A 23,314-nucleotide genomic window follows, 5' to 3' on the forward strand; every position below is an offset into this window, starting at 1 on the left:
TCTGTCAGTGATATGATATCGCAAGCTCGCAGGCTGGTGACAGCGTCTGCAGCGAACCGCCGCGCGCAATGTGGGCCAGCAGGTAGGTTCGGCACTGCTCGTATTCCGAAAAAAGCGCCTGGGCGCGCGCCACGTCACCGTACACCTTCCAAGGCCCGCTGAGTTTGCAGCCGCGCCCCTTGTGTTCGATGAAGCCAGTCACATCCTCCGTCGGATAGCCGAGAAAGAACCCCACCTCGTGGGGGAAGTCCTCCGCCGTCTGAAAACGGCGCCTCAGACACGCCAGCAGCGCCTCCGCGCCGCCATGGGCTGGATAGCCCAGATCGATCAGCGCCGCCCGCGCATCGGGAGCGGCCAGCGTCTTCTCCAAAAGCGGCGGCCGGTAGATGAGAATCAGCTCATGACAGGGACGCCGCCACAGTATGTTCAGAGACAAGGCGCCGTCGCAGAGACGGGCGGGGTGCGCGTGCGCCGCCCCGGACACCGGCAGCGGAAACATGGCCGCCGGCTTGCGCCCCAACAGCACGGGGCCGCCGTGCCGGGCCAGCGCTCTCTCAAGTGATGTGTGCATAAAACCCTCCTGTCGGCACATCGAGGTTAGATATAGCTAACAATGTAAGAAGATTGTAACACGCATGACGGCAAAATGCAAGCCTTGAAAGAAATTTCCTTTGGAAAGAAAATTTCTCTTGACAAAAAAGTTAGATAGTGCTAATCTTGTGGCTGTCAGGCACTGCTAACCTGTGTGCGGATGCGGTACGCCGGGTTGAGGAAGAAGGGGGGATTGCAGTGCGCAAAAAGCTACTCATCGCGGCCATTTTGTTAGTATCTACTAACATTTTTTCCGTGGTGGCGCTGGCATCCGACTACGGCAGTTGGGGCGAGATGGTGGACGCGATGGGGGTTGTCGCCGACGAGGCGTATGATTTATACGTCGCGGGGGACGTGGCCGGCGCCAAGGCGCAGGTCGACGTGATCTATTATCAGTTTTATGAAAAATTGGGGTTTGAGAAGACGGTCATGGCGTATCTGTCCGGCGACCGCGCGGCGCAGGTCGAGTACCAGTTCAGCGACGCAAAGCGGGCCATGACGGACGGCGCCAATCCGGCGGAGGTGCGGGCCTCGCTCGACACGCTGGCGGCTTGGCTGCGGGAAGACGCGGACCGGCTGGACGGCAAGGAGGAGAGCCCCGCCGGCGTGTTTGCCGCCGCGCTGCTCATCATCACCCGCGAGGGGTTTGAGGCCATCATCATCGTCGGCGCGATCATCGCCTACTTGGTGAAGAGCGGCCACAAAGACAAGACGCGGGCGGTCTATTGGGGTTCTCTGGCCGCACTGGGCGCCAGCGTGCTGATGGCCTTTGTCCTCAGCGGGCTCTCAAGCGTCAGCGGAGCGAATCAGGAGATCATCGAGGGTGCGACTATGCTGGTCGCCGTCGCGGTGTTGTTCTACGTCAGCAACTGGATGGTCTCCAAGGCCGAAGCGGCCGTCTGGACGACCTACATCGAGGGCAAAGTGGCCAGTTCGCTCACGCGGGGTAGCGTGTTTTCGCTCGCGTTCGCGGCGTTTTTGGCCGTCTTCCGTGAGGGTGCCGAGACAATTCTCTTTTATGACGCGTTGCTGGCGGAGACGCAGACTTACTTCAGTATGGTCTGGATCGGGTTGAGCGTCGGTCTCGTGGGGCTCGTCGTCATCTATCTGCTGATCCGCGTGCTGAGCATCCGTCTGCCGCTAAAGCCCTTCTTCCTCGGCACCAGCGTGTTGCTGTTCCTAATGTCCATCACCTTCGTGGGGGCGGGCGTCAAGGAGCTTCAGGAGGGCAACGTCATCGGCGTGACGCCGCTGCCTGGCATCAGTTCGGTGGATCTCCTCGGCATCTATCCCACGCTGGAAACATTGCTCCCGCAGGTCCTGCTGCTGGCCGCCACCGTCGTCACCTTTGCGGTCCAGATCCGGCGGTGGAAACAGCATCGCCCGGCGGCGCCGGCGGCTTCGTGACGTCCCCAAATGCGGAAAGCATTATATGTGTAAATAATTGGGAGGAAAAAAGATGAAACACACAAAACTGTTCGCGTGGATTCTGGCGGCGGTCCTGATGGCGGCGCTGCTGGCCGCCTGCGCCAACCAGCCCGCCGGCGGCAAGGACGACGATCAGAGCGGCGCGCCGGTGGCGCCGGGCGATGTGGCCGGGTTTGAAGAGTTTCCGATCGGCGACGATCTTGTGCTGGGCCCGCTGAACGTGGCGGCCGTGTATTTCCAGCCGGTCGACATGGAGCCCGCCTCCGGCAGCCTGCCCGCCAGCGAGGCCGACATGCACATTGAGGCCGACATCTCCGCGGCCGAGGGCAACGACCTCGGGTACGGCGTGGGTGACTTTGTGCCCTGGCTGCAGGTCTCCTATACCATCACCCGGGAGGACGGCACTGTGGCCTCCGAGGGTAACTTCATGCCGATGAGCGCAAGCGACGGCCCGCACTACGGCGCCAACATCAAGCTCGGTGAGGCCGGCGATTACAAAGTCAAATTCACGATCGAGAGTCCCGAGGGTCAGGGTTACCTGCTGCATGTGGATCCGACCACCGGCGTACCCGGGCGTTTTTGGACGACGCCGTTGGTCGCAGAGTGGGACTTTGCGTATGTCCCGCACGAATGGTAAATACCGGGATATTGCTCCGGATCGGTTTTCCACCCGGGGTGTGCCGGGCCTGACACGCCCCGGTCTCTGATATGATAGAGCCTACCTTACCATGAGAACCCGCGCACGCGCGCGGGTTCTCATGGTAAGGTAGCGGAAGGCAAAGGCGGTGCGCATTTTGCTGAAATACCTGATCTTGGTGGTTCAGAACATGCTGACGACGGCGATCCTCACGAGCCTCACGCTCGCGTTCGTGCAAAAGGAGAGCGGCGAGGGCAGACGGCGGCTCGGCGCCGCCTTTGGAGCGGGTGCCGCCGCGGCGCTGGTCATTGCCGTGCTGCGGCGCACGACCCGTTACATCAACAGGGAATACTGGAACACTGGGACGCTCGCGTTCTCGATCTTTGTGGGAATTTTCTTTCTCCTGCTGATCTGGAGCGTGTTGTTTCGAAAACGCGGGGCGTTTCGCGCGCAGGCGCGCGACGCGGCGGCGGCTGTGCTTGTCGGCCTGCAGGCGTTTTACGCCCTGCCCGATCTGTTTCTCTATCCCACGGAATTTGTACTCGCAGGCGAGAGTATGATCAGCACCGATTTCCTATTCAGTTTCATCGGCTATCTGGCCGGAGTGCTGCTCGTGCTGCTGTCTGCGCTGGCGCTGCACCGGGTTGGCCAGACGTTGTCGGCGCGCCTCCTGCGCGCGCTGCTCACCGCCGCGCTCGCGATCCATATGGCAAACCAGCTCTCGTCAATTCTGCAGTTTCTCCTCGCCCGCCGCATCATTCCGATGATGCGATGGCTGTTCAATCTGCTGCGGCCCGTCATCAATCACAACGTGTACTTCCTGTACGCGCTGATGCTGCTGAGCGTTCTTTTGCCGCTGCTCACCTGGCTCCAAAACCGAGGGCCGGGGGAAGGAGGACAAAACCCCGCCGAACGGCGCAAGCTGCGGGCCGCCCGCCGCCGCCGCCGCCGCTGGAGCGCCGTGGCCGCATCCGGCTATGTGCTCGCCGTGCTGACGATGACCATGGGCAAGGCATACAGCGAACGCGAGGTCGTCCTCTCTCCCGCGGAGCCGATGACGATTGCGAACGGAGAGATTCTGATCCCGCTGGAGCAGGTGGGAGACTGGCATCTGCACCGCTTTGCGCACATCGCCTCGGATGGCACGGAGGTGCGTTTCATTGTCGTACAAAAAAATGAGGCCGCTTTTGGCGTGGGGCTGGACGCCTGTGACATCTGCGGCGCCACCGGCTACTACGAGCGCGACGACGAAGTGGTCTGCAAACTGTGCGATGTGGTCATGAACCGGCAGACCATCGGGTTCAAGGGCGGCTGCAACCCGGTACCTCTGGCCTATGCTGTCCGCGGCGGTCAGATGGTCATTCAGATCGAAGACTTAGAAAATGAAAAAAGCCGTTTTGGCAGCAGAGCTTCGTAGGGGAGGACAACATGTTCTGGAGAATGGTACGCGGCGCGCTGTTTCGGCAGCGGGAAAAGATGTTGATGATCGCCTTTACGGTGGCGCTGGGCGCCTCTCTTTCCACCGCGATGCTGAGCGTGATGCTCGACGTGGGCGACAAGGTAAATCAGGAGCTCAAAACTTACGGCGCGAATATCAATGTCATTCCCAAGGGAGCCTCCCTGCTGAGCGACTTGTATGGCGTCGATGACGGTTCCGGCGTATCGAACCGCTACCTCAAAGAATCGGAACTCGGTCGTATCAAGACGATCTTCTGGGCCTTCAACATCGTGGACTTTACTCCCTATTTGAACGCTACCGTTCGGTTGTCCGCCGGGGGCGCGGAGATCGATGCGCGCATCACAGGTACCTGGTTCAGCCACCGTATGACCTTGCCCACGGGGGAGGAACTCGACACCGGCATGCGCCCGATGAAGGCATGGTGGGAGGTGACGGGCGCGTGGCTGACCGATGGGGACGAGGAGGGTGTCATGGTGGGGCGACTGCTGGCGGTCCGCCACGGTCTGACCCCGGGCGCCAAGGTTACCGTCGAGACGCGGACGGCCCGGCGAACGCTTACGGTCCGGGGGGTGTTCAACGCCGGCGGAGATGAGGACGAGCAGCTTTTTGCGGCTCTCTCCGTTGTGCAGGCGCTGACGGACCGCACGGGGCTTGTCAGCAGCGTGGAGGTCAGCGCCTTGACGACACCTGACAACGAACTCTCCCGGCGGGCGGCGCAAAACCCCCAGAGCCTCTCGATCAAGGAGTGGGAGACCTGGTACTGCACGGCGTACGTCAGCGCGATCTGCTACCAGATTGGCGAGGTCGTCGCGGACGCGGTGGCCAAACCGATCCGACAGGTGGCCGAGTCGGAGGGCGCTATCCTTGAAAAAACGCAGCTTCTCATGTTGCTGATCACGCTGCTGAGCCTTGTGGGGTCCGCGCTCGGCATCTCGAACCTTGTCACGGCCAGCGTAATGGAGCGCGGCGGCGAAATCGGGCTGCTCAAAGCGGTGGGCGCGCACGACGCGCCTGTCTCGTGGCTCGTGTTGACGGAGATTCTGCTCACAGGAATGGTCGGCGGCATGGTCGGGTACTTTGTCGGTCTCGGCTTCGCGCAGGTCATCGGACACTCCGTCTTCGGCTCGGCCGTGAATGTGCGGCCGATGGTGCTGCCGATCGTCTCGATCCTCGTGTGCCTCGTGACGCTGGCCGGCAGCATCCCGTCGATCCGGCTGCTGCTCTCTCTGCGCCCGGCGGAGGTGTTGCATGGGCGCTGAGGGTCCGAGGGCGCGCCGATCGCCGGACGCGGACCGCCGGCGGAGTCAAAAGACAATGGGGATTGGATGCAGTATGAACAGACAACAATTTTTTCTCAAGATGATCGTTGGCTCTTTGGTCCGGCGTCGATCCCGGATGTTGGTGGCGCTGCTAGCCGTGGCCATCGGCGCGACCATCCTCTCCGGGTTGATCACTGTCTACTATGACATTCCGCGGCAGATGGGGCAGGAATTTCGTTCCTACGGCGCAAACCTGCTCCTTGTCCCTGCGGGCGACGAGGTGTCCTTCGGCGTGGACACAGTCCGCCGGGCGGCGGACATGCTCCCGTCGGACGGAGCCGTCGGCGTCGCCCCTTACTGCTACCAGATGGTCAAAATCAACGAACAGCCGTTTATGGCGGCGGGCACCGCGCTGGACGAAGCCCGGAAGGCAAGCCCCTATTGGTTCGTCTCCGGCCGGTGGCCGGAGCGCGGCGGCGAGGTGTTGATTGGCCAGGAGGTATCCGACGTCGTCCGTCTGCTGCCCGGTCAATCTTTCACAATGGTCGGGCCCGGTGCGGACGGCGGGACATTCAGCCAAACCTTTGCGGTGTCCGGCGTCGTGCAGACGGGCGGCGCGGAGGAGGCGTTTGTCTTCATGGCGCTGGACGACTTCGTGGCAATGACGGGTCGGGACCGGATCGATGTGGTCGAGTGCAGTGTCTCCGCCTCCGGCAGCGCGTTGGCGGATATCGCGGCACGGATCGAGTCCGGCGTACCCGGTGTGAGCGCGCGCCTTGTGCGGCGCGTGACGCAATCGGAGGGCGCGGTGCTGACGAAACTGCAGTCTCTCGTGTACCTTGTCACGGTGGTGGTGCTGCTGCTGACGATGATCTGTGTGGCGACCACGATGATGGCCGTCGTCGCGGAGCGTCGGCGGGAGATTGGACTCAAAAAGGCCCTCGGCGCCGCGAATCGGAGTATTGTCTCGGGATTTTTGGGCGAGGGGATCTTTTTGGGTGGTATTGGGGGGCTGCTCGGCGACGTGCTCGGCTTCCTCTTCGCGCAGGTGGTGGGCCAGAATGTTTTCAGCCGCTCCATCGCGTTTCAGCCGCTCCTTATCCCCATCACTCTGGCGGCCTCGATTGCGGTGACGGCTTTGGCCTGCCTGCTCCCCGTCCGCAGCGCCACAGATGTGGATCCGGCGATTGTGCTGCGGGGGGAATAAGAGAGGGGAAGGGTATTGATGGATCTGTTGGAACTGAAGGGAATTTCGAAAATCTACGGCGCTGTCCACGCACTACGGGACGTCGATCTGACGGTCCGGCAGGGCGAGTGGCTGGCCATCATGGGGCCGTCCGGTTCCGGGAAAACCACGCTCATGAACATCATCGGATGCATGGACAAGCCGACAAACGGCTCCGTCTTTTTGGACGGCGTCGACATCGCGGCGGAGAGCCCCAGAAATCTGACGGCCATCCGCCGCGACAAGATCGGCCTCATCTTCCAGCAGTTCCACCTGATCGGGTATCTGACCGCACTTGAGAATGTGATGGTGGCGCAGTATTATCACAGCATGCCGGACGAGAGTGAGGCGCTCGCGGCGCTAAACCGCGTCGGTCTGCGGGACAGGGCGCGGCACCTGCCGAGTCAGCTCTCCGGTGGCGAGCAGCAGCGCGTGTGCATCGCCCGCGCGCTGATCAACTACCCCATGCTGATTCTGGCGGACGAGCCGACGGGCAATCTGGACGAGACCAACGAGGGGATCGTGCTGGAGATCTTCCGTACCTTACACCGAGAGGGAAGCACGATCATCGTGGTCACGCACGACCCGGAAGTGGCCGAAGAGGCCCAGCGCACTGTCGTGTTGGAACACGGGCATGTGGCCAGAATTCTGATGTGACACGGGAGGAAACTGTGATGAGAGCGAAAATGATGGAGGCCTGCCTGAAGCCGGCGGCGCTGGGTCTGCTGACCGTGTTGCTGCTCATGGGCTGCGCCGCCAGCCCCAAATACAAGGACGGCGTTTACACCGGCGTGAGCGGCGAGGATGACCGGGGTGCGTACGGTGAGGTCACCGTCACGATTGCGTCCGGCCGTGTCGCCAAGTGCCTCTTTGTCACTTGGCAGGAGGATGGCAGTATTAAGGACGAGGACTACGGCAAAGTGAACGGCGAGATCGAAAATCGGGACTATTATGAGAAGGCACAGCTCGCTGTCCGAGCGATGGCCCGGTACGCGGCGCAGTTTGAGGAGACAGGCGCACTGTCCGGCGTGGACGTGGTGAGCGGCGCCACCATTGCGTACAACCAGTTCACCGAAGCGATCGACGCCGCGCTCGCGACGGCGCAGTGATCGCAGACTCTCACAGCAGACGGCGGCTCTCAAGACAACCTTGGGAGCCGCCGTCTATAGGCGCGTATACACACCGCGCGTTTTTTGTTGTATCTGACGAAAAAATTGACTCGGCCTTCGGCAGACGCACTTCTAACACCTGAACCATAGATGTTCGCATATTTGTTTTCGCCCTATTCGCCCCAATACTGTAAGGCGATTTTTTGCCCTTGGTCAATTTTCGCCCACTGCTCGTTCTCGGTCAATTCGTTGCCACCGTCGCAGGAGGCAAAGCCGCACTGGTGCGAAAGCAAGAGACGCTCTTTCGGAATCATCCTCGCCGCTTCGTCAAGCATTCTGATAACACGGGTTTCATCGTCGAGTGTGTTTGTCTTGCTTGAAAGCAGACCGAGGACTATCTCGGTGTTCGGTTTGTTCTTAAAAACAGTGAGCGCTTCCAAAGAACCCGCACGTTCGTCGTCCCATTCGAGGAAGAAACGGTCGTATTTCAGTTGCTTTAAGAAGAGATTCGCAATCTTAATATACGAACCGCCGCCCATATTGCGGCTGTCATAGTTGCCGCGGCAGTTGTGCGTCCACATTGTAAGCCCCAAGCTGTGACCAAAGTCAATCAGCGCATTGTTGATGTCGATAAACTCCGCCGCCAATGCCTGTATGGTTGCTTGGTCGATGTTCTCGCCTGTGTAAGGCGAGTTGGGGTTGTCGTCGGCAAAAATCTCCCAAAGGCAGTCGTCGAATTGCAGGATTTTACCGCCCGCTTTGGCGTACTCTTCCACAAACTCCTTATAGGCGTTGGTAAGCCCGCTTTTAAGTTCCTGCGGGGTTGAATACGCAGAGTTTGCACCGCCGATATTGTCCGACCACGACAATTCGCCGAAAATATGCGACGGCGAAGGGACGCAGAGCTTTGTTTCCCTATTGCCCGCAATATTTTTCAGGCGCCCCCATACCGTGATAAAGTGGTGATTTTTGCCGCTGAGTTTGCCAGTGATACGCAAACCGATGTCGCGGCGAGTTTCATATTTTTGTGTCTCGTCCTTGTCGCGGAAGAAGTAGCCGTGTTCGGCGATGTAACGCTCTATGCCGCCCAGACCCCAGACAAAGTCAAGGTGCCACATTGATTTGGAATACTCGCCGTCCGTGATAACAGACAGTTCGTGCTCGATTTGCTTTGCCACAACCGTGCGGGTAGCCTCTGCCTCGCACTGCTCATAGCCGGGCAACGCGGCGTAGAACGGGTAGGCGATGTTATCTCTGCCCTCGATTTTGTGCTTGTATTTCAGCAAATCTGCCGGGCGAAGCAAGCTGCCCACTGTTTGGAATTTAATACTCATAGAATAAAGCCCTCCTGATTCAGTATAAGCATATTATACCATCGAAAGAGGGCTTATAGGTAAGACAAAAATAATATATGAAGTTATAGCGTTTAGCTATAACTCGTTTCCAATCTCCACACTGTATTCGGCCACGACCGCTTTTAATTCTTCAAGATACATTTCCGATTGGCGGGTCAGTCCAATGTCCTTGTGCGCGATGTATCCAACCTCAATTTCATCGTCCACGAGCAACGGAATGGCTTTTATGTTCTCGCCGTTCAAGTCCGCACTGACAATGCCTGTGGATATGGTGTAGCCATTAAGACCTATCATCAGATTGAAGATTGTTGCCCTGTCTCCGACCTTTATGTCCTTCTTTGAGAATTCCGTGCTTAGAATTTCCTCCGAAAAGTAAAACGAGTTAAAGTCGCCCTGCTCAAAAGAGAGGCGCGGATAGTCCGCCAAGTCTGCAAGCGTAACAGACTTTTTCTTTGCCAGAGGACTGCCGGAACCCGTAAAAATATGCGGCTTTGACGTAAACAGCGAATGAAATGTCAAGCCGTTTTCGCGAAAGGTTTTCTCCATCACCTTGCGGTTAAATGCGCTCACAAATAAAATTCCGATTTCGCTCCGCAGATTTTTCACATCCTCAATGATTTCAAACGTCCGTGCCTCGCGCAGGGTGTACTCATACTCGTCCGCCTTCGATTTTTTCACCATATTAACAAAGGCGTTTATGGCGAAAGCATAGTGTTGCATCGACACCGAGAGGATTTTACGAGACGGTTTGTTATGCAGGAACCGCTCTTCGAGCAAGCCAGACTGCTCCACAACTTGACGGGCATAGCTCAAAAACTCCGCGCCATCGCTCGTCAAAGAAATGCCGCGCGGCGTGCGGGTGATAAGGTCAAGTGAGAATTCATTCTCCAAGTCTTTTAGAGCATTTGAAAGGCTCGGTTGGGCGATAAATAGGCGTTCGGCAGCCTTGTTAATTGACCCGCAGTTCACGATTTCAATGAAGTATTTAAGCTGTTGTAAGGTCATTCTCGTTCCTCCTGATTCACTTCTGCGATTCGCTTCATGACCTCGCCGTAGTTTTCTCTCTTATACGGAACGTACATCCGCTGCAATCTTTAACCACATTCAGCGATATTCATACGATTTCAGCGGCTGAAAGGGCTTGCCTGATGTCCGCGATCAAGTCCTCTGTATCCTCAAGCCCGACACTCAAACGGAAAAAGCCGCCGCTAAACTCCTTCCCGTAAAGATACTGCCGCTCATCGTTCTTGCCGAGGAATACAATCAGGCTTTCATCGTGACCGAGGGATACCGCGTTTGTGACGACCCGAAGTTTGCTCACAAAGCGGTTATGCCCATCGTGGTCGGTGTGCAGGCCAAACGCCATCACACCGCCAAAACCACCGTGCATTTGTGTTCCTGCAATTTTGTGGTTCTTGTGGCTCGGCAAACCGGGATAAGCCACAAATCTCACCTGTGGGAGCGTTTGTAAAAACTCCGCCACTTTTTGCGCCGATTCATTATGCTGTTTCATTCTGAGGGGCAGCGTTACCGCGCCGCGCATAATCAGCCAAGCGTTAAACGGGCTAATCGCCCCACCGAGATTGACCATCGCCTGCGAACGAATTTTGTCAATCAGCGATCTCTCGCCCAACACCGCACCGCCCATCGCATCACCGTGGCCATTGATATACTTTGTCAGACTCTCAATGGTCAAATCCGCACCCAGTTCATATGGCCGCTGGTTATACGGCGAAGCGAAGGTATTGTCAACGGACAACAGTGCGTCGTGCGTGTGGGCAATCTCGGCAATTGCCTCGATGTTGCTGATTTTAATAGTCGGATTGGACGGCGTTTCAATGTGAATCAGTTCTGTGTTCGGTTTGATAGCTGCTTTTACGGCTTCAAGGTCGCTGCTGTCCACAAGGGTTTTCTCCACGCCGAATTTGTCAGGGAACAATTCGTTCATCAGCCTGTACGCCGCAATGTAGGTAGAGTCGGACATCACAACGTGGTCGCCCGATTTCAGGAACGTGAAGAAGGCGCCAGACAAAGCCGCCACGCCGCTGGCCAACACAACGCAATCGGGAGCGTTATGAAGCAAGGCAAGTTTTTCCTGCAAATACCGCTGGTTCGCACCGCCGTTACGGGTGTAAATCTGCCCCTCCGCGCTCGACCAGTTCATATCCGACGGGTCGTAGGGCAGCTCATAGCTGTTCGCCATTGTGATAGGGCGTCGGATTGCTCCGGTTTCTCTGTCAACTTCGTTGCCGCCGTGAACGGCACGGGTCAAAAAGCCAAACTCACCGTTGATGTTTTTATCTGCCATTTTGATTCCCTCCTGGTTTAATTGACGGCTTAACCCCCAGCTATGCTTGGGAGAGTAGAACAAGCAGGAGTGGGTGTGGTAAAAGGAAACGCCCCATATGGCATAATGAGAACGGTGTCGCAAACCGAAATCAGAACCGTTAATATTGTATCGCGACTTCTCCGGATTGTCAAACAGAAATAGAAAGTTTGTGGGCAAAGGCAATCAACGTCTTGCCTGAGACAAGCTCCAAACGATACGGTTATCAACCGGAGAAATCCGCATTCACTGTAAGATGCTTTAATTCCTCAATGTTTTTCAGCATATCTGAAAATTGTTGACAAACAGCCCGCCACATGCAATAATACCACTTGGAGCGGGCTCCAAGTCAAGACATTTTTATCGCCATATTCAAGTCAGCACTCACAGTTGTACGATCATCAGCAATGTGATTTTCTGGTCAGCGCCGATTGAGACATTCTCTCGGAAGGTTCTGTTATGATACTTTCTAAAATCCGCGACAAACGTTTCATCACAATCCGCAGAGGCGGGGAATTAACCGATGGCGACCATCATCTGCTCGTGCTTTGGGCGGCGGAGTGCGCCGAACACGTCCTGCACTTGTTTGAGGATGTTTGCTCAAACGACGCTCGCCCGCGCCGTGCCATTGAGGCCGCCCGTGCGTGGGTGCGCGGCGAAATCAAGATGATGCAGGCGCGTGACTTCGCGGGCGCGGCGCAGGACGCGGCACGGGCGGCGAAGGGCGTATCGGAAGCGGCTCGGCTTACGGCGCTCGCGGCGGGGCAGGCAGCGGCTTCGGCGCATGTCGCGGCGCACGAACTCGGCGCGGCGGCATACGCGATCCGCGCCGTTATGGAATCCGTCCCGAAACAGGAACGGGAAGCGGCCAGGCTCGCGGAGCGCGATTGGCAGCGGAGCAGGCTGCCAGAGCCGATATGGGAACTTGTGCTTGACGACCAACGGCTTCGAAATGACATCTGCTGGTTTGTGTTCGGGGAGGACGACAACGTATGACCCGTCAAGACATCATAAACTACTGCCTGACATTTCCCGCCTCGACGTCTGCCTTGACATAATAAAATAGCGTGAAATTGCGTAAAAGTGGCGAAAGGAATGGTTCTTTTTATGAAAATCATTGGATTTAACGCAAGCCCGCGAAAGAATGGCAACACCGCGTGGGCTATAAGCCAAATCCTCGAAAGCGCGGCGAACGGCGGCGCGAAAACGCGAATCTTCCATTCCGACGCGCTTACTATCAGCCCATGTAAAGGCTGTTTGGGCTGCGTGAAAGGCGACGGGTGCGTCGTCGATGACGATATGCAAAAAATCTACACCGCGCTCAAACAGGCCGACGCGCTTGTTCTCGGATCGCCGCTGTATATGGCGCAGATGAGCGGGCAGGCGAAGGTGTTCACGGACAGACTGTTCGCGCAAATCACCCCGCGATTCTCGCCGCGTTTCAAAGAGGAAAACGCCGGAAAGAAATTGATCCTCGTGTTTACGCAGGGCAATCCAGACCAAAGCAGGTTTCAGGCGTACTATGACTATACAAAGAATATGTTCCGAATGCTGGAGTTTGACATTCGAGATATGATTATTGTGACCGGGACGCGCGGCGGACAAGCAAGTGGTAACGCCGATCTACGCGCCACTTTGCGGGAATCTGGACAAAAACTCGCGCTCATGTTTCAGACTGAAAAAGGCGCAGAGGATAAGTAAGACTATGGATATATTTGATACATTTCGATACATTCCGAGAACACGAAAACCCGGAACAAGCCGCCAAGATGTCTGCCGCGGGTTGCGGGGTATGGGACGGGTGTGGTAAAATGAAGACGCGGAAACGCCGCGAAGGGACGGCCCGGCGGCCGTCCCTTCGCACACGATATGACAAAGGAAGGGGGCGGTGCCCATCAACAGATTAGCGACGAAACGGCGCCGGACGTGCCCGCGGGGGAACGGGATTGCGAGAAAGATCCTCACGTTGGTCGTGTTCGCTCTCTGCGTCTGGTACAGCGCGCAATGGGTCGGCGTTGGGGTTCTGGAGCGTGCGGCCGATCGGCCGGCTGTCTCGGTGGCGACGCGGCCGCCGGCGGCGCAACCGCCGACGCCCGCGCCTCCCTCCGCCGCCGTGTTCACACCAACGCCCGACGACGCGTCCACACCGCCCGCCGCGGAGGCAACGCTGGTCATTGGCGGAGACGTGCTGATCGATCTGGGGATTGAGCAGCGCCTGTGGGAGCCCGACCGCTTCCCATGGGTCATGGCGCCAGAGCTGGCCGCTGTCTTCGCCGCGGCGGACCTCGCGGTCGTCAATTTAGAGATGCCCGTCTCCACGCGCGGAGCGGCCATGCCGAACAAAGAGTTCACCTTCCGCGGAGATCCGGAGCAGCTGCCGTTTTTGCGAGACTACATGGGCGTCGACGCGGTTACGCTGGCCAACAACCACACACTGGATTTCGGTACGGACGCCATGTTGGACACGCTCACGCACTTGGATGATTATGGAATAGCCCATGTGGGGGCGGGCGCCGACCTCAAGGCGGCCGGGACGCCCGTCCTGATGCAGGCGGGCGCGTATACGGTGGCCTTTTTGGGGGCCACACGCGTGATTCCGGTGGCCGGCTGGGCGGCCGGCCCCGAACGTCCGGGGCTGTTTATCACCTATGACCCTGCGGCGCTCTGCGAGGCCATACGCGCGGTCCGCCCGCACGCCGACTACGTGATTGTATACGTCCATTGGGGCGTGGAGCGCGCGACACAGCCGGAGCCCTACCAGGTCCGGCTGGCGCGCGACTACATCGACGCCGGTGCGGATGCCGTCGTCGGCGCCCACCCGCACGTACTCCAGCCGCTGACGTTCTATGAGGGCAAGCTGATTGCTTACAGTCTGGGCAATCTGATCTTCACAGATGCGGCCCGTGACACGATGGTGCTCCGGCTGACGCTCACCCCGGACGGCATCCGCCCGGAGGTGCTTTTCTGTCGGATCCAATCGATGGCGACCGGCCTGGTGACGGATCCCGATGTCTGGGAAGCCCGCCGCCGCGCACTGGCCGCGCTCTCCCCCGGCGTCCAAATCGACGAACTGGGGAGAGTGACGGCCGAACCCTAACGTGGGTTGCACCTGCAACCCACAACCCAAATTCTTGTTTTTTGTTGCCGCTTCGCGGCAACAAGGTACTAAAGTGGGCGCCGCTGAAATATATGGTTCAAGCATCAAAAGCCTCTCCTGGCGATGGCGCGTCCGCGTCGATGGCCTCCAGGATATCACGTTTGATTTGGGCAAAGCTAGGGGAAAAAAGAAATGTCTCGTCGCGGGGGCGAGGGGTAGAGATATCGAACCGGCGGGTGATGCGGCCGGGTTTGCCGGTCAGGATATACACCGTGTCCGACAGGGTGATCGCCTCGTCCACGTCGTGTGTGATGAAGATCGTCGAGAGTTGCATCTGGTCGGCGATGTCCAGATACCAGGCGTGCAACTGCCGCCGGGTGATGGCGTCGAGTGCGGAAAAGGGTTCGTCCAGCAAAATCACCGGATTGTTCATCAGGCAGGTTCGCAGCAAGGCGGCCCGCTGACGCATGCCGCCGGAGAGCTGATAGGGGTACTTCTGTTCGAAGCCTTCGAGCCCGAACGGCGCAAAGAAAGGCGCGGCGTGCGCCCGGGCCCGCGCGCGGGTCTCGCCCCGGATCACCAGCGGCAGGATCACATTGTCCAGTACGGTGCGATATTCGAGCAGCAGGTCCTTTTGCAGCATGTAGCTCACGCGGCCGGCTACGCCGGTGATCTCGCCGCCGGAGAGCAGGACACGGCCGGCGTCGGGTGCGTCCACCCCGGCCAGCACATGGAAGAGCGTCGTTTTGCCGACGCCCGAAGGGCCAAGCAGCGACACGCAGCCACCCGCCGGCAGTGTCAGAGAGATATCCTCCACCACCGGGACGCCCTCGTAGCGTCGGGTGATGTGTTCACAGGCGAACAGCGGCGTCATGTGGGCAGATACTCGTTCGTGAAGCCCTGCTCGCGGATGTCCTCTTGCAGCAGGCCGTTTTCGAACATCCAAGCGTAGAAGGCGCCCCAGCGCACCGGGTCGATCTCGCCCCAGCGGGGCGCATCCGCCTGATAACGCGTGGCCAGATAGGCCTGGCTGCGTCGCACCAGCGTTTCGTCGAGCTCCGGCGCGTACCGCAGAAGGATGTCGGCGGCCTCGTCCGGATTTTCCATCGCGAACTGATATCCGCGGCTGACCGCGCGGAGAAAGGCCCTGACCTCGTCCGGGTTGGCGGCGGCGTAGTCCGTGTTGGTCACAATCACCGGCGTATAGAAGTCCAGCGTGGGATCGAGCTGCCCCAGATCGAGAAAGGTTGCGTCAATGTTGTTTTTCTCCGCCGCGACGCCGTCCCACGCGTAGTAGATCCAAATGGAATCCACATCGGTCTGGAGTGCGGAGAATGCGTCGGTCGCATGATTCGGGATCATTTTGACGTTTTCAAAAACCCCGCCGTCCGCTTCCACGATACGGCGGATCACCGCGTCGACCAGCGGTGTCTCCCAGGTCGCGAACCGCTTGCCTTCCAGGTCCCGCGGACGCTCGATGCCGCTCTTCTTTAGCGACAGGAGGCCGCTCGTGTTGTGACAGACGATCGCCGCGACGGCTGTGACGGGTAGGGCATCCGTTTTCCGGGCGATGGCGGGGCCGAGCCCCTCCTGCACGTCCACGGCAAATTCCGCGTTGCCCGCGCCGAGCAGCACCAGCGCGCCGTCCTCCGGCGGCTGCATGATCTCCACCTTGAGACCTTCGTTTTCGAAATATCCCTTCTCTTGTGCCACATAGAGACCGGTGTGGTTGGTGTTCGGTGTCCAGTCCAGCACAAAGCGGACGACACCGCTCCCTTCATGTCCGCCCCGGCAGGCGGTGCATGCGGCGAGCAGACACGCGGCGGCCAGAAGCCGGCACAGTTTCTTCTTCAAAAATGACAGCCCCTTTTAATTTCCATATTTTAAAAAATTCATCATCTCAAGACGACGAATGAGATGAGCGGTCCCACGGCATGAGCCGGCGCGCGAGGCGGGTCGTCAACGTGACCAGCGCGACGCTCAGGGCGGAGACCAGCAGGATCACGGCGAACATCTTGTCAAACGAATACGATTTGCGCACGCGGGTCATATAGACCCCGAGCCCGGCGGTGCCGCCGAGCCACTCCGAGATCACGGCCCCGACGATGGAATATGTGGTTGAGATTTTGAGGCCCGAAGCAAATGCGGGCATCGCGGAGGGCAGCTTGATGTAGCGGTAAATCTGCCGGCGGCCCGCGCCCATCGACTGCAGCAGGCGGATGGCGTCCACGTCCGCCTGGGAGAACCCGCCCAGCAGCCCGATGGTCATTGGGAAGAAGCAGGTGAGGAAGATCAGCGTGATCTTGGGTGCGGCGCCGTACCCCATCCACAGCACGAGCAGCGGCGCGATGGCGACGGTGGGGATCGTCTGTGTGAAGAGCAGAACCGGCGTCACCGACTGCCGCAGAAAAACGCTGTTGTCCATCAGCGTGGCCAGCACAAACGCCGCGGCGACCGACAGCGCCAGTCCGCAGGCCGCCTCCAGCAGCGTGACCCCGAGGTGGCGCATGAGCAGCGGGAAGTCGCCGACAAAGGCGAGGACGACCCGCACGGGGCTCGGCAGCAAAAAGACGGGCAGCAGGCCGGACGCGCTGACGCCCTGCCAGAGCAGGACCAGCGCCGCCGCGAGCAGAAAGGGCGGCCAGCGCCTAGGCGCCGTGGTGTTTCGAAACTTTTTTCTCAATGCTCCACACTCCCTCGGACGGGTTATAGACCATCTTGATATAGGCGGACACGCTCGAAGCTCCCTCGCGCAGGCAGATGAGCTGGCACTCCTTGGCGATCTCGCACAGCCTGTCGAAATCGCCCTCCACCGTCGTCTCGAAGGGGCCCACGAAAGTGTTGAGGCCTGTCCCTTTGAGATAGACGATGACTTTGTCGATGATGGGGATGACGTCTCCGTTCTCTACACGCGGGAGTACCTGGATCGCAAGACTTGCGAGCGGTTGTTTCATGTGCGGTCAGCTCCTTTTGTATTTTTGGCAAAAAAGAATCCGCACGGGAAATCCGCGCGGAAGACCGCTCTCATGATTTCCCTCCGCCGGCATTACCCGGATCAGGTCCGGGGCGGCCTTACGGGTCGCCCCCTTTGGGTTAAAGCTCCAGATCAGCTTACTCTCAGCCGGATAGGTCCAGCTCCCCGTTCATGCGTATTCAGTTTTGCACCGTGCCGCGCCGGCGCCCTCGCCTACTACATCTTGTGGTCCCCTACCAGGTGTAGTACTGTTAGAGTATGCCGAAGCGATATACGACACTTTTATTATATCGCGTATTTTGAAAATGTCAATTGGGCGCGCGCAAATTAGGCCTTTCGAAGCGCCGAGGGCGTCAGATGTCTCATTTGGCGTTTTTAACCGGTCCTTCGGCCGAAGGCCTTCTGAATTTTCAAAAAAAGAAAAAATGATTTGACAAAGCGAAAAACATGTGTTACAATTCGGTTACAAAAGAGTAAATCTTTAGTAACGAGACAACAGCGAAATTGTAAGGACTGAGGTGAATGGATGGCGACAACGACGAAGAAGAAAAAGGATGAGGGCCTTATCTACAAGGGCCATCCGCTGATGCGCAGGGACAATCTTGTCTATTATGGCAGCATGGCGGAGAAATATATCATCATGATGCAGGTGCTCGACGCCAAGAAGGTAAAGGATCTGGACGTAGCCACCCGTGTGTCTATCCAGCTCCAACTGACGGATCCCGATCTCAAAAGCAGGGACCGTGTGGTGAAGAAGACGGAGAAAGAGGGGCTCTACAACGCGATGGACGTGGCGTCCGTTTGGCTGGAGAGAGCCTTGGCCGCCAACTGAGAGCCCGCTGAAAACCTTTTCACACATTAGATAAAATCCGGCTTTCGAAAGCTGATAAGTCGCATGCCGGCGCCAGCGCCGGCCTAGATAGAACAAGAACGAGATAGAGTTGTGGGGGTTTTTGAGACATGATCAAACATGGCATGAAAAGATGCCTTTGTTGTGGGTTGGCCTTGAGCGGGTTGTTGACGGCGGCGTCTGTGTCGGCGCTGGCCGCCGAAGTGAAGGTGGGCGTCGTTGGCGCGAGTTCTCTGCATCTGCGTCAGGAACCGTCCACCGGCGCCCAGTCGCTGGAGACCGCCGAGAACGGCGAGAAGGTGGTGGTGCTGGAGCAGGAAGGCGACTGGTACCGGGTTGTGTACCAGGGCGGCGAGGGTTACATGCACAGCGACTACCTGACAGTCAGCCTGGGGGCGGATTTCCCGGTGGGGGGCGGTGTGATCACGGGTTCGTCGGTCAATTTCCGCAAAATGCCTTCGACGGACGCGACGGTGCTGGGGCGTTTAGACAAGGACGTACAGGTGGAGGTCGTCGGCGTCGAGAGCGGTTGGTACAAGGTCAAGTCCGGAGATAAGACCGGTTACATACATCCCGATTTCCTGCAGATCGCCAAATCGGTGGCCGAGATGGTGGTTGAGGCGGCGAACGACGTGCCGTTGGCTGAGGCGGCGGACACAGACGACGAAAAAGCGGCGCGCAGGGCCGAGGTCGTCGCTTACGCCAAGGAGTTCTTGGGGTGCAAGTACCGTTACGGGTCGATGAACGGCAAGACCTTTGACTGTTCGGGGTTTACCTCGTATGTGTACAAACATTTCGGCTATTCATTGGGGCGCAGCGCGTCGAGCCAGGTCTCCAACGGCAAAAAAGTCGCGAGCCGCGACGAGCTGAAGCTCGGTGACGTCGTACTCTTCCGCGACCCTTCCATCAACCGCGGCGCGGCCAGCCACGTGGGTATCTATGTGGGCAAGGGGCAGTTCATCCACAGTTCCTCCCGCGGCGGCGGCGTGAAGTACAATTCCCTGAGCGATTACTATTACAACAAATACTACATCGGAGCCCGCCGGATCATCAACTGACACCCCGCCTTCGCGGCGTAAGATGCAAACGGCAGCCCACGACGGGCTGCCGTTTGGCTTTCTTCAGACTTTTCTCTCAAGAGTCTTCATCGCATCCGGCGTGTGCGGCAAAAGCGCGTCAGTGCCGCCGCGCCGCTCCCATTTTCCGTGGACTTTGGGTTATTTTCGGTTTTTTCCTTGACAAGACGGTGAGTTGGTTGTATATTGTTTGTATCATCGGCAAAGACGCTGTAAAGGATTATCCTGTGGCGTCTTTTTTCCTTTTTTCGTCTGTTTTGCGTCTGGTCAAAAGGGGAGAGGGGGTAAGAAAAGGGAGAAGTGCTTGGGTGTAGAATTTGTGGGAAGAAGAATGAACAAGGGAGGTTTGTGCATTGAGAAAAGTACTGGAACTGCTGCTGGTGGTGACCCTGGTGCTCTCCTTCGGTCTGCTTCCCTCCGCGGCGTTTTCCGCCGTGGATGAAGCAGCTGCCTCGGAGGCGGGGCCGGCTTTCGGCGACAGCGAGGCGGTGAAGGCGTTTTGGGACCAGCGGCATACCTTTGAGGAGCTGGAACAACTTCTCAAGGACCTCGCGGCGGCCTATCCGAATACCGCCAAGCTTTACTCCGTCGGCCACACCTGGGAGGAACGGCCGCTGTGGTGTCTTGAGGTCTCCGGCGGCGTGAAAACGGCCCGGACCGACGGGAAGACGCCGATCGCTCTGATTGGCAACATCCACGGCGGTGAGCAGGAGAGCGGGGAGAGCGTGGCCTACACGGCCTGGTGGCTGCTGTCCGCCGCCGCGGCCGGCGACGCGCAGGCCGCGCGGGTCATGAACGAATACGTCACCTACATCATCCCCGTCATGAATCCGGACGGTTATGTCAATTCCTTCACTGTAAACACGCGCCAGAACATGCGTCCCACCGACAGAAACGGTGTCGGCGGGCCGTTCAGCGACCCCTATCTCGACGTAAACGGCGACGGCGTCGTCGGTCAGATGTACACCGGAGGCACCAAAGAGGCGCCGCCGGCTGACCGATCGAGTGAAAACCTGCTGGGGTATGAGAGCCGCGATCGCGACGGAAACGGCATATTTGGCGACGATCCGAAGGGCAGCGCCATCGACTTGAACCGCACATTCGACTACCTGTGGAACTACAATCGGCCCTACGAGACGCCTCCGCTGGGCGCGAACGCCTGGTCCTCCGCTGGGTCGGACGCGGCCACCGAGCCGGAGGTGGAAGCGATTCAGAATTTCCTCCGGGTCCGCCGACCCGCGGCGCTGATTACGGCCCACACGGGCATTCAGTGTGTGCTGTACCCGTGGTGCTATGCCCCGACCCCCTCGCCGGACGACGCATTCTTCGCGGCCACGGCCGAGGCGATGCGGGCGGCCTTTGAAAACACCGTGGTACCAGTCCGGGGCGAGAAGGCCACCTTCTATGTCAAGCGGTCGTACGAGGATTACCCGACCTCGGCGGAGCTGATCGATTGGGCCTACGGGCGGCTGGGCATTCACGCCTACACCGTGGAGGTCTACGCGAGGGGTACCGGGCAGGATCAATGGCAGGATCCGAGGCCGTCGGCCAACGAGGGCGACTGGGTGTATCTGGGCGACATCTCGGACGGCCGAAGCGCAAGCAGCCGGGTGACCTATCAGGATGTGTGGATCTGGAATGCGCGCTCGCAGCAGTTGCTGGGGCACGCACCGCCGGATCAGCAGATCATGGGCGAGGGCTTCAAGAACAGCGCGCTCGTGATGATCTTCAGTGAAGGCCCGCAGATCCTTCCGTCGTGAGACGAATGTCACGGCTGATAAAGATGCTGAAAAGTGCTGAAATGGGTGAAAACGCCCAAATATCGTAAGGGGGTTGTGCGCATTGAAAAAGTCAATCAAAATCGGGATCAGCGTGATCCTCGTCATATCCGTCTGCCTGCTTCCGTCCGCGGTCTTCTCCGCCGCCGTGCTGGGGACCGATGCGGGGCCGAACATCCGCGAGCCCGAGGACGTCAAGACGTTCTGGGATCAAAGACATACACTGGGGGAGTTTGAGACCCTCTACAAGGAACTCGCGGCGACGTATCCAGACACCGTCAAACTGTACTCCATCGGCCACACCTGGGAGGAGCGTCCGCTGTGGTGTTTGGAGATCTCGGCGGATGTGCGTTCCCCGCAGACCGCCGGTAAGACGCCGATCGCCCTGATTGGCAACATTCACGGCGGTGAGCAGGAGAGCGGGGAGAGCGTGGCCTACACGGCCTGGTGGCTGCCCTCCGCCTATGCGGCCGGCGACCCGGAGGCCAAGCGGGCCATGGAGGGGTATGTCACCTATGTCATTCCCGTCATGAACCCGGACGGCTACGCCAATTCGTTCCACCGCGGTACCCGTCAGAACATGCGGCCCATGGATAAAAACGACATTGGCGGGCCATACAGCGATTCCTATGTGGACTTGAACGACGACGGAAAGATCGGCCAGATGTATCTGGGCGGTACGGCTGACACGCCGCCGGCCAGTCGGCCGAGCGCCAACTTGCTGGGCTATGAGAGCCGCGACAGCGACGGAAACGGTATATTCGGAGACGACTTGAAGGGCAGCAACATCGACCTGAACCGGTCTTTCGACTATCTATGGAACTTCTACCGGCCCTATGAGACGCCCTCGAAGGGCGCGAACGCCTGGTCCTCGGCGGGGCCCGATGCGGCCACCGAGCCGGAGGTGCGGGCGATTCAAAATTTCCTCACTGCGCATCCGCCCGCCGCACTGATCTCGGCCCACACGGGCATCCAGTGTGTGTTGTACCCCTGGTGCTATGCGCCGAACGACGAAGCAACGAACATGCCTGCGGAGGACGTCGCCTTCTTTGAGACGACGGGAGAGGCCATGCGGGCGACCTATGAGAAGACAGTGCAGACCGTGCGGCCCAACGCCCGCTTCTACGTCAAGCAGTCCTACTACGACTACCCGACCTCTGCGGAGCTGATCGACTGGGCCTATGGGCGTCTGGGTACCCACGCCTACACCGTGGAAGTGTACAGTGCCGGTACCCCCACGGCCAACCCCGCCAACGACAGCCATTACCGCTGGGACGACGCGGCCTGGAGCAGCAGTTTCCAAGATAAATGGGATTATCTGGGAACTGTGACGGATGGACAGCGCGGCACGGCTCAGAAACGCTATGAGAACGTCTGGATCTACACATCCGCCGCCCAGCAGCGTCTGGGTGAGGCGCCGCCGGATCAGCAGATCATGGGCGAGGGTTTCAAGGATTGCGCGCTGACGATGATCTTCAGCGAGCCGGCCCGCACGCCGCACGCGGACGCGCCTGAGTGGCTGAAATGGGAGATCGGCCTTGTGGACGAGCCTGTAGCCTACGAGGGCACAGCCTATGATATCACGGTTTCGGCAGGCAGGGGCGGCACGGTGGCCGGCGCCGGCCGGTACACGCCGGGCGAGAGCGTCACGGTGGCGGCCGCACCGGAGGAGAACTATGTGTTCGAAGGCTGGTATGAGAATGGCATCAAGCTGACCCAGGCGGAGGCGATCTATGTCTTCAACGCGGTGGTAGACCGGTACCTTGAGGCGCGGTTTGAACGGCTGACGCCGCTTGCCACTTACGCTGAAGCGCACAGTTCGGCCCGCATCTCTCTCCGCATGAAGCAGAAGAGTCAGCTCAATTTCCGAACCGACAGTGAGAGCTATGAATTTGCTTCCAGCAATCCGACCGTCGTGACGGTGGACGAGAGCGGCCAGCTCACGGGGCTGAAGGCCGGTACGGCGCTCGTCACGATCCACACAACGGACGGCAGCGACATCACCTCCGGCGTCGTCGTCAGTGTCTCCTGACCATGAGTTTTACGCGTCTTTGTACTATAAATCCAGTTCGGCCTTTGGTTTTGGTGGGCGCCCCCGCTTGTGCTTGGGTTTTTGTTTCGATGTGTAGGCTGGCGCGCAACCTTTCGGT

The 23,314-nt window shown here is 59.0% G+C and carries 22 protein-coding genes and 1 riboswitch; of the genes, 14 read left to right on the forward strand and 8 right to left on the reverse strand.

Annotated features, from left to right (window positions below; translation table 11 throughout):
• Positions 1 to 4: 4 nt before the first annotated feature.
• Complete coding sequence (locus LBK75_05150) at positions 5 to 571, reverse strand: DUF3793 family protein (protein MDR1157679.1); 567 nt, start codon at positions 569 to 571, stop codon at positions 5 to 7.
• Between the two features lie 218 nt (positions 572 to 789).
• On the opposite strand from LBK75_05150, the gene LBK75_05155 reads away from it, so the two are divergent.
• The 7 genes from LBK75_05155 to LBK75_05185 all read left to right on the forward strand — a co-directional run bounded on the left by LBK75_05155 (position 790) and on the right by LBK75_05185 (position 7,708).
• Positions 790 to 1,998, forward strand: a complete 1,209-nt coding sequence (locus LBK75_05155; GenBank protein MDR1157680.1) for an FTR1 family iron permease — start codon at positions 790 to 792, stop codon at positions 1,996 to 1,998.
• 52 nt (positions 1,999 to 2,050) lie between these two features.
• Positions 2,051 to 2,656: an iron transporter gene (locus LBK75_05160; GenBank protein ID MDR1157681.1), complete on the forward strand. Its 606-nt coding sequence runs from the start codon at positions 2,051 to 2,053 to the stop codon at positions 2,654 to 2,656.
• Positions 2,657 to 2,813: 157 nt separating this feature from the next.
• Positions 2,814 to 4,073: a DUF2318 domain-containing protein gene (locus tag LBK75_05165; protein ID MDR1157682.1), complete on the forward strand. Its 1,260-nt coding sequence runs from the start codon at positions 2,814 to 2,816 to the stop codon at positions 4,071 to 4,073.
• Positions 4,074 to 4,084: 11 nt separating this feature from the next.
• The gene (locus LBK75_05170) at positions 4,085 to 5,374 is read left to right on the forward strand and encodes an ABC transporter permease (protein MDR1157683.1); all 1,290 of its coding nucleotides are present in this window, start codon (positions 4,085 to 4,087) and stop codon (positions 5,372 to 5,374) included.
• 73 nt (positions 5,375 to 5,447) lie between these two features.
• Entirely contained in the window at positions 5,448 to 6,581 is a 1,134-nt protein-coding gene (locus LBK75_05175) for an ABC transporter permease (GenBank protein MDR1157684.1), read from the forward strand.
• An 18-nt stretch (positions 6,582 to 6,599) separates the two neighbouring features.
• A complete protein-coding gene (locus LBK75_05180; GenBank protein ID MDR1157685.1) occupies positions 6,600 to 7,256 on the forward strand; it encodes an ABC transporter ATP-binding protein in 657 nt (218 codons plus the stop codon).
• Between the two features lie 17 nt (positions 7,257 to 7,273).
• A complete protein-coding gene (locus LBK75_05185; GenBank protein MDR1157686.1) occupies positions 7,274 to 7,708 on the forward strand; it encodes an FMN-binding protein in 435 nt (144 codons plus the stop codon).
• 173 nt (positions 7,709 to 7,881) lie between these two features.
• Here the strand turns inward: LBK75_05185 and LBK75_05190 are convergent, their stop codons facing one another.
• The 3 genes from LBK75_05190 to LBK75_05200 form a co-directional block, all read right to left on the reverse strand.
• A complete protein-coding gene (locus LBK75_05190) occupies positions 7,882 to 9,042 on the reverse strand; it encodes a cobalamin-independent methionine synthase II family protein (protein MDR1157687.1) in 1,161 nt (386 codons plus the stop codon).
• Between the two features lie 96 nt (positions 9,043 to 9,138).
• Positions 9,139 to 10,068, reverse strand: a complete 930-nt coding sequence (locus LBK75_05195; protein ID MDR1157688.1) for a LysR family transcriptional regulator — start codon at positions 10,066 to 10,068, stop codon at positions 9,139 to 9,141.
• 109 nt (positions 10,069 to 10,177) lie between these two features.
• Positions 10,178 to 11,371 (reverse strand): PLP-dependent aspartate aminotransferase family protein, encoded by a 1,194-nt coding sequence (locus LBK75_05200; protein ID MDR1157689.1) that lies wholly within the window; start codon positions 11,369 to 11,371, stop codon positions 10,178 to 10,180.
• A gap of 477 nt (positions 11,372 to 11,848) precedes the next feature.
• Between LBK75_05200 and LBK75_05205 the strand changes: the two genes are divergently transcribed.
• From LBK75_05205 to LBK75_05215, 3 genes are all read left to right on the forward strand, one after another.
• A complete protein-coding gene (locus LBK75_05205; GenBank protein MDR1157690.1) occupies positions 11,849 to 12,385 on the forward strand; it encodes a hypothetical protein in 537 nt (178 codons plus the stop codon).
• Positions 12,386 to 12,496: 111 nt separating this feature from the next.
• On the forward strand, positions 12,497 to 13,090 hold the full coding sequence (locus tag LBK75_05210) for a flavodoxin family protein (protein ID MDR1157691.1): 594 nt from the start codon (positions 12,497 to 12,499) through the stop codon (positions 13,088 to 13,090).
• Between the two features lie 187 nt (positions 13,091 to 13,277).
• On the forward strand, positions 13,278 to 14,486 hold the full coding sequence (locus tag LBK75_05215) for a CapA family protein (GenBank protein MDR1157692.1): 1,209 nt from the start codon (positions 13,278 to 13,280) through the stop codon (positions 14,484 to 14,486).
• A 97-nt stretch (positions 14,487 to 14,583) separates the two neighbouring features.
• On the opposite strand, the gene LBK75_05220 is transcribed toward LBK75_05215, so the two are convergent.
• Genes LBK75_05220 through LBK75_05235 form a run of 4 tightly spaced genes read right to left on the reverse strand, consistent with a single transcriptional unit; the run spans position 14,584 to position 17,440 of the window.
• The gene (locus LBK75_05220; GenBank protein ID MDR1157693.1) at positions 14,584 to 15,360 is read right to left on the reverse strand and encodes an ABC transporter ATP-binding protein; all 777 of its coding nucleotides are present in this window, start codon (positions 15,358 to 15,360) and stop codon (positions 14,584 to 14,586) included.
• The gene (locus LBK75_05225) at positions 15,357 to 16,340 is read right to left on the reverse strand and encodes an ABC transporter substrate-binding protein (GenBank protein MDR1157694.1); all 984 of its coding nucleotides are present in this window, start codon (positions 16,338 to 16,340) and stop codon (positions 15,357 to 15,359) included. The genes LBK75_05220 and LBK75_05225 overlap by 4 nt, the downstream gene beginning before the upstream one ends.
• Positions 16,341 to 16,386: 46 nt before the next feature.
• A complete protein-coding gene (locus LBK75_05230; protein MDR1157695.1) occupies positions 16,387 to 17,118 on the reverse strand; it encodes an ABC transporter permease in 732 nt (243 codons plus the stop codon).
• Positions 17,119 to 17,134: 16 nt separating this feature from the next.
• On the reverse strand, positions 17,135 to 17,440 hold the full coding sequence (locus tag LBK75_05235) for a thiamine-binding protein (GenBank protein MDR1157696.1): 306 nt from the start codon (positions 17,438 to 17,440) through the stop codon (positions 17,135 to 17,137).
• 60 nt (positions 17,441 to 17,500) lie between these two features.
• A riboswitch (TPP riboswitch) is annotated at positions 17,501 to 17,638 on the reverse strand.
• A gap of 348 nt (positions 17,639 to 17,986) precedes the next feature.
• On the opposite strand from LBK75_05235, the gene LBK75_05240 reads away from it, so the two are divergent.
• The 4 genes from LBK75_05240 (at position 17,987) to LBK75_05255 (ending at position 23,196) form a co-directional block, all read left to right on the forward strand.
• Complete coding sequence (locus LBK75_05240) at positions 17,987 to 18,292, forward strand: hypothetical protein (protein MDR1157697.1); 306 nt, start codon at positions 17,987 to 17,989, stop codon at positions 18,290 to 18,292.
• Positions 18,293 to 18,465: 173 nt separating this feature from the next.
• The gene (locus LBK75_05245; GenBank protein ID MDR1157698.1) at positions 18,466 to 19,368 is read left to right on the forward strand and encodes an SH3 domain-containing protein; all 903 of its coding nucleotides are present in this window, start codon (positions 18,466 to 18,468) and stop codon (positions 19,366 to 19,368) included.
• A gap of 371 nt (positions 19,369 to 19,739) precedes the next feature.
• Complete coding sequence (locus LBK75_05250; GenBank protein ID MDR1157699.1) at positions 19,740 to 21,146, forward strand: hypothetical protein; 1,407 nt, start codon at positions 19,740 to 19,742, stop codon at positions 21,144 to 21,146.
• A gap of 82 nt (positions 21,147 to 21,228) precedes the next feature.
• Positions 21,229 to 23,196 (forward strand): Ig-like domain-containing protein, encoded by a 1,968-nt coding sequence (locus LBK75_05255; GenBank protein MDR1157700.1) that lies wholly within the window; start codon positions 21,229 to 21,231, stop codon positions 23,194 to 23,196.
• The last annotated feature ends 118 nt before the right edge of the window (positions 23,197 to 23,314 follow it).

The organism is Oscillospiraceae bacterium, assembly GCA_031265355.1.
Lineage (GTDB): Bacteria > Bacillota > Clostridia > Oscillospirales > UBA929 > JAIRTA01.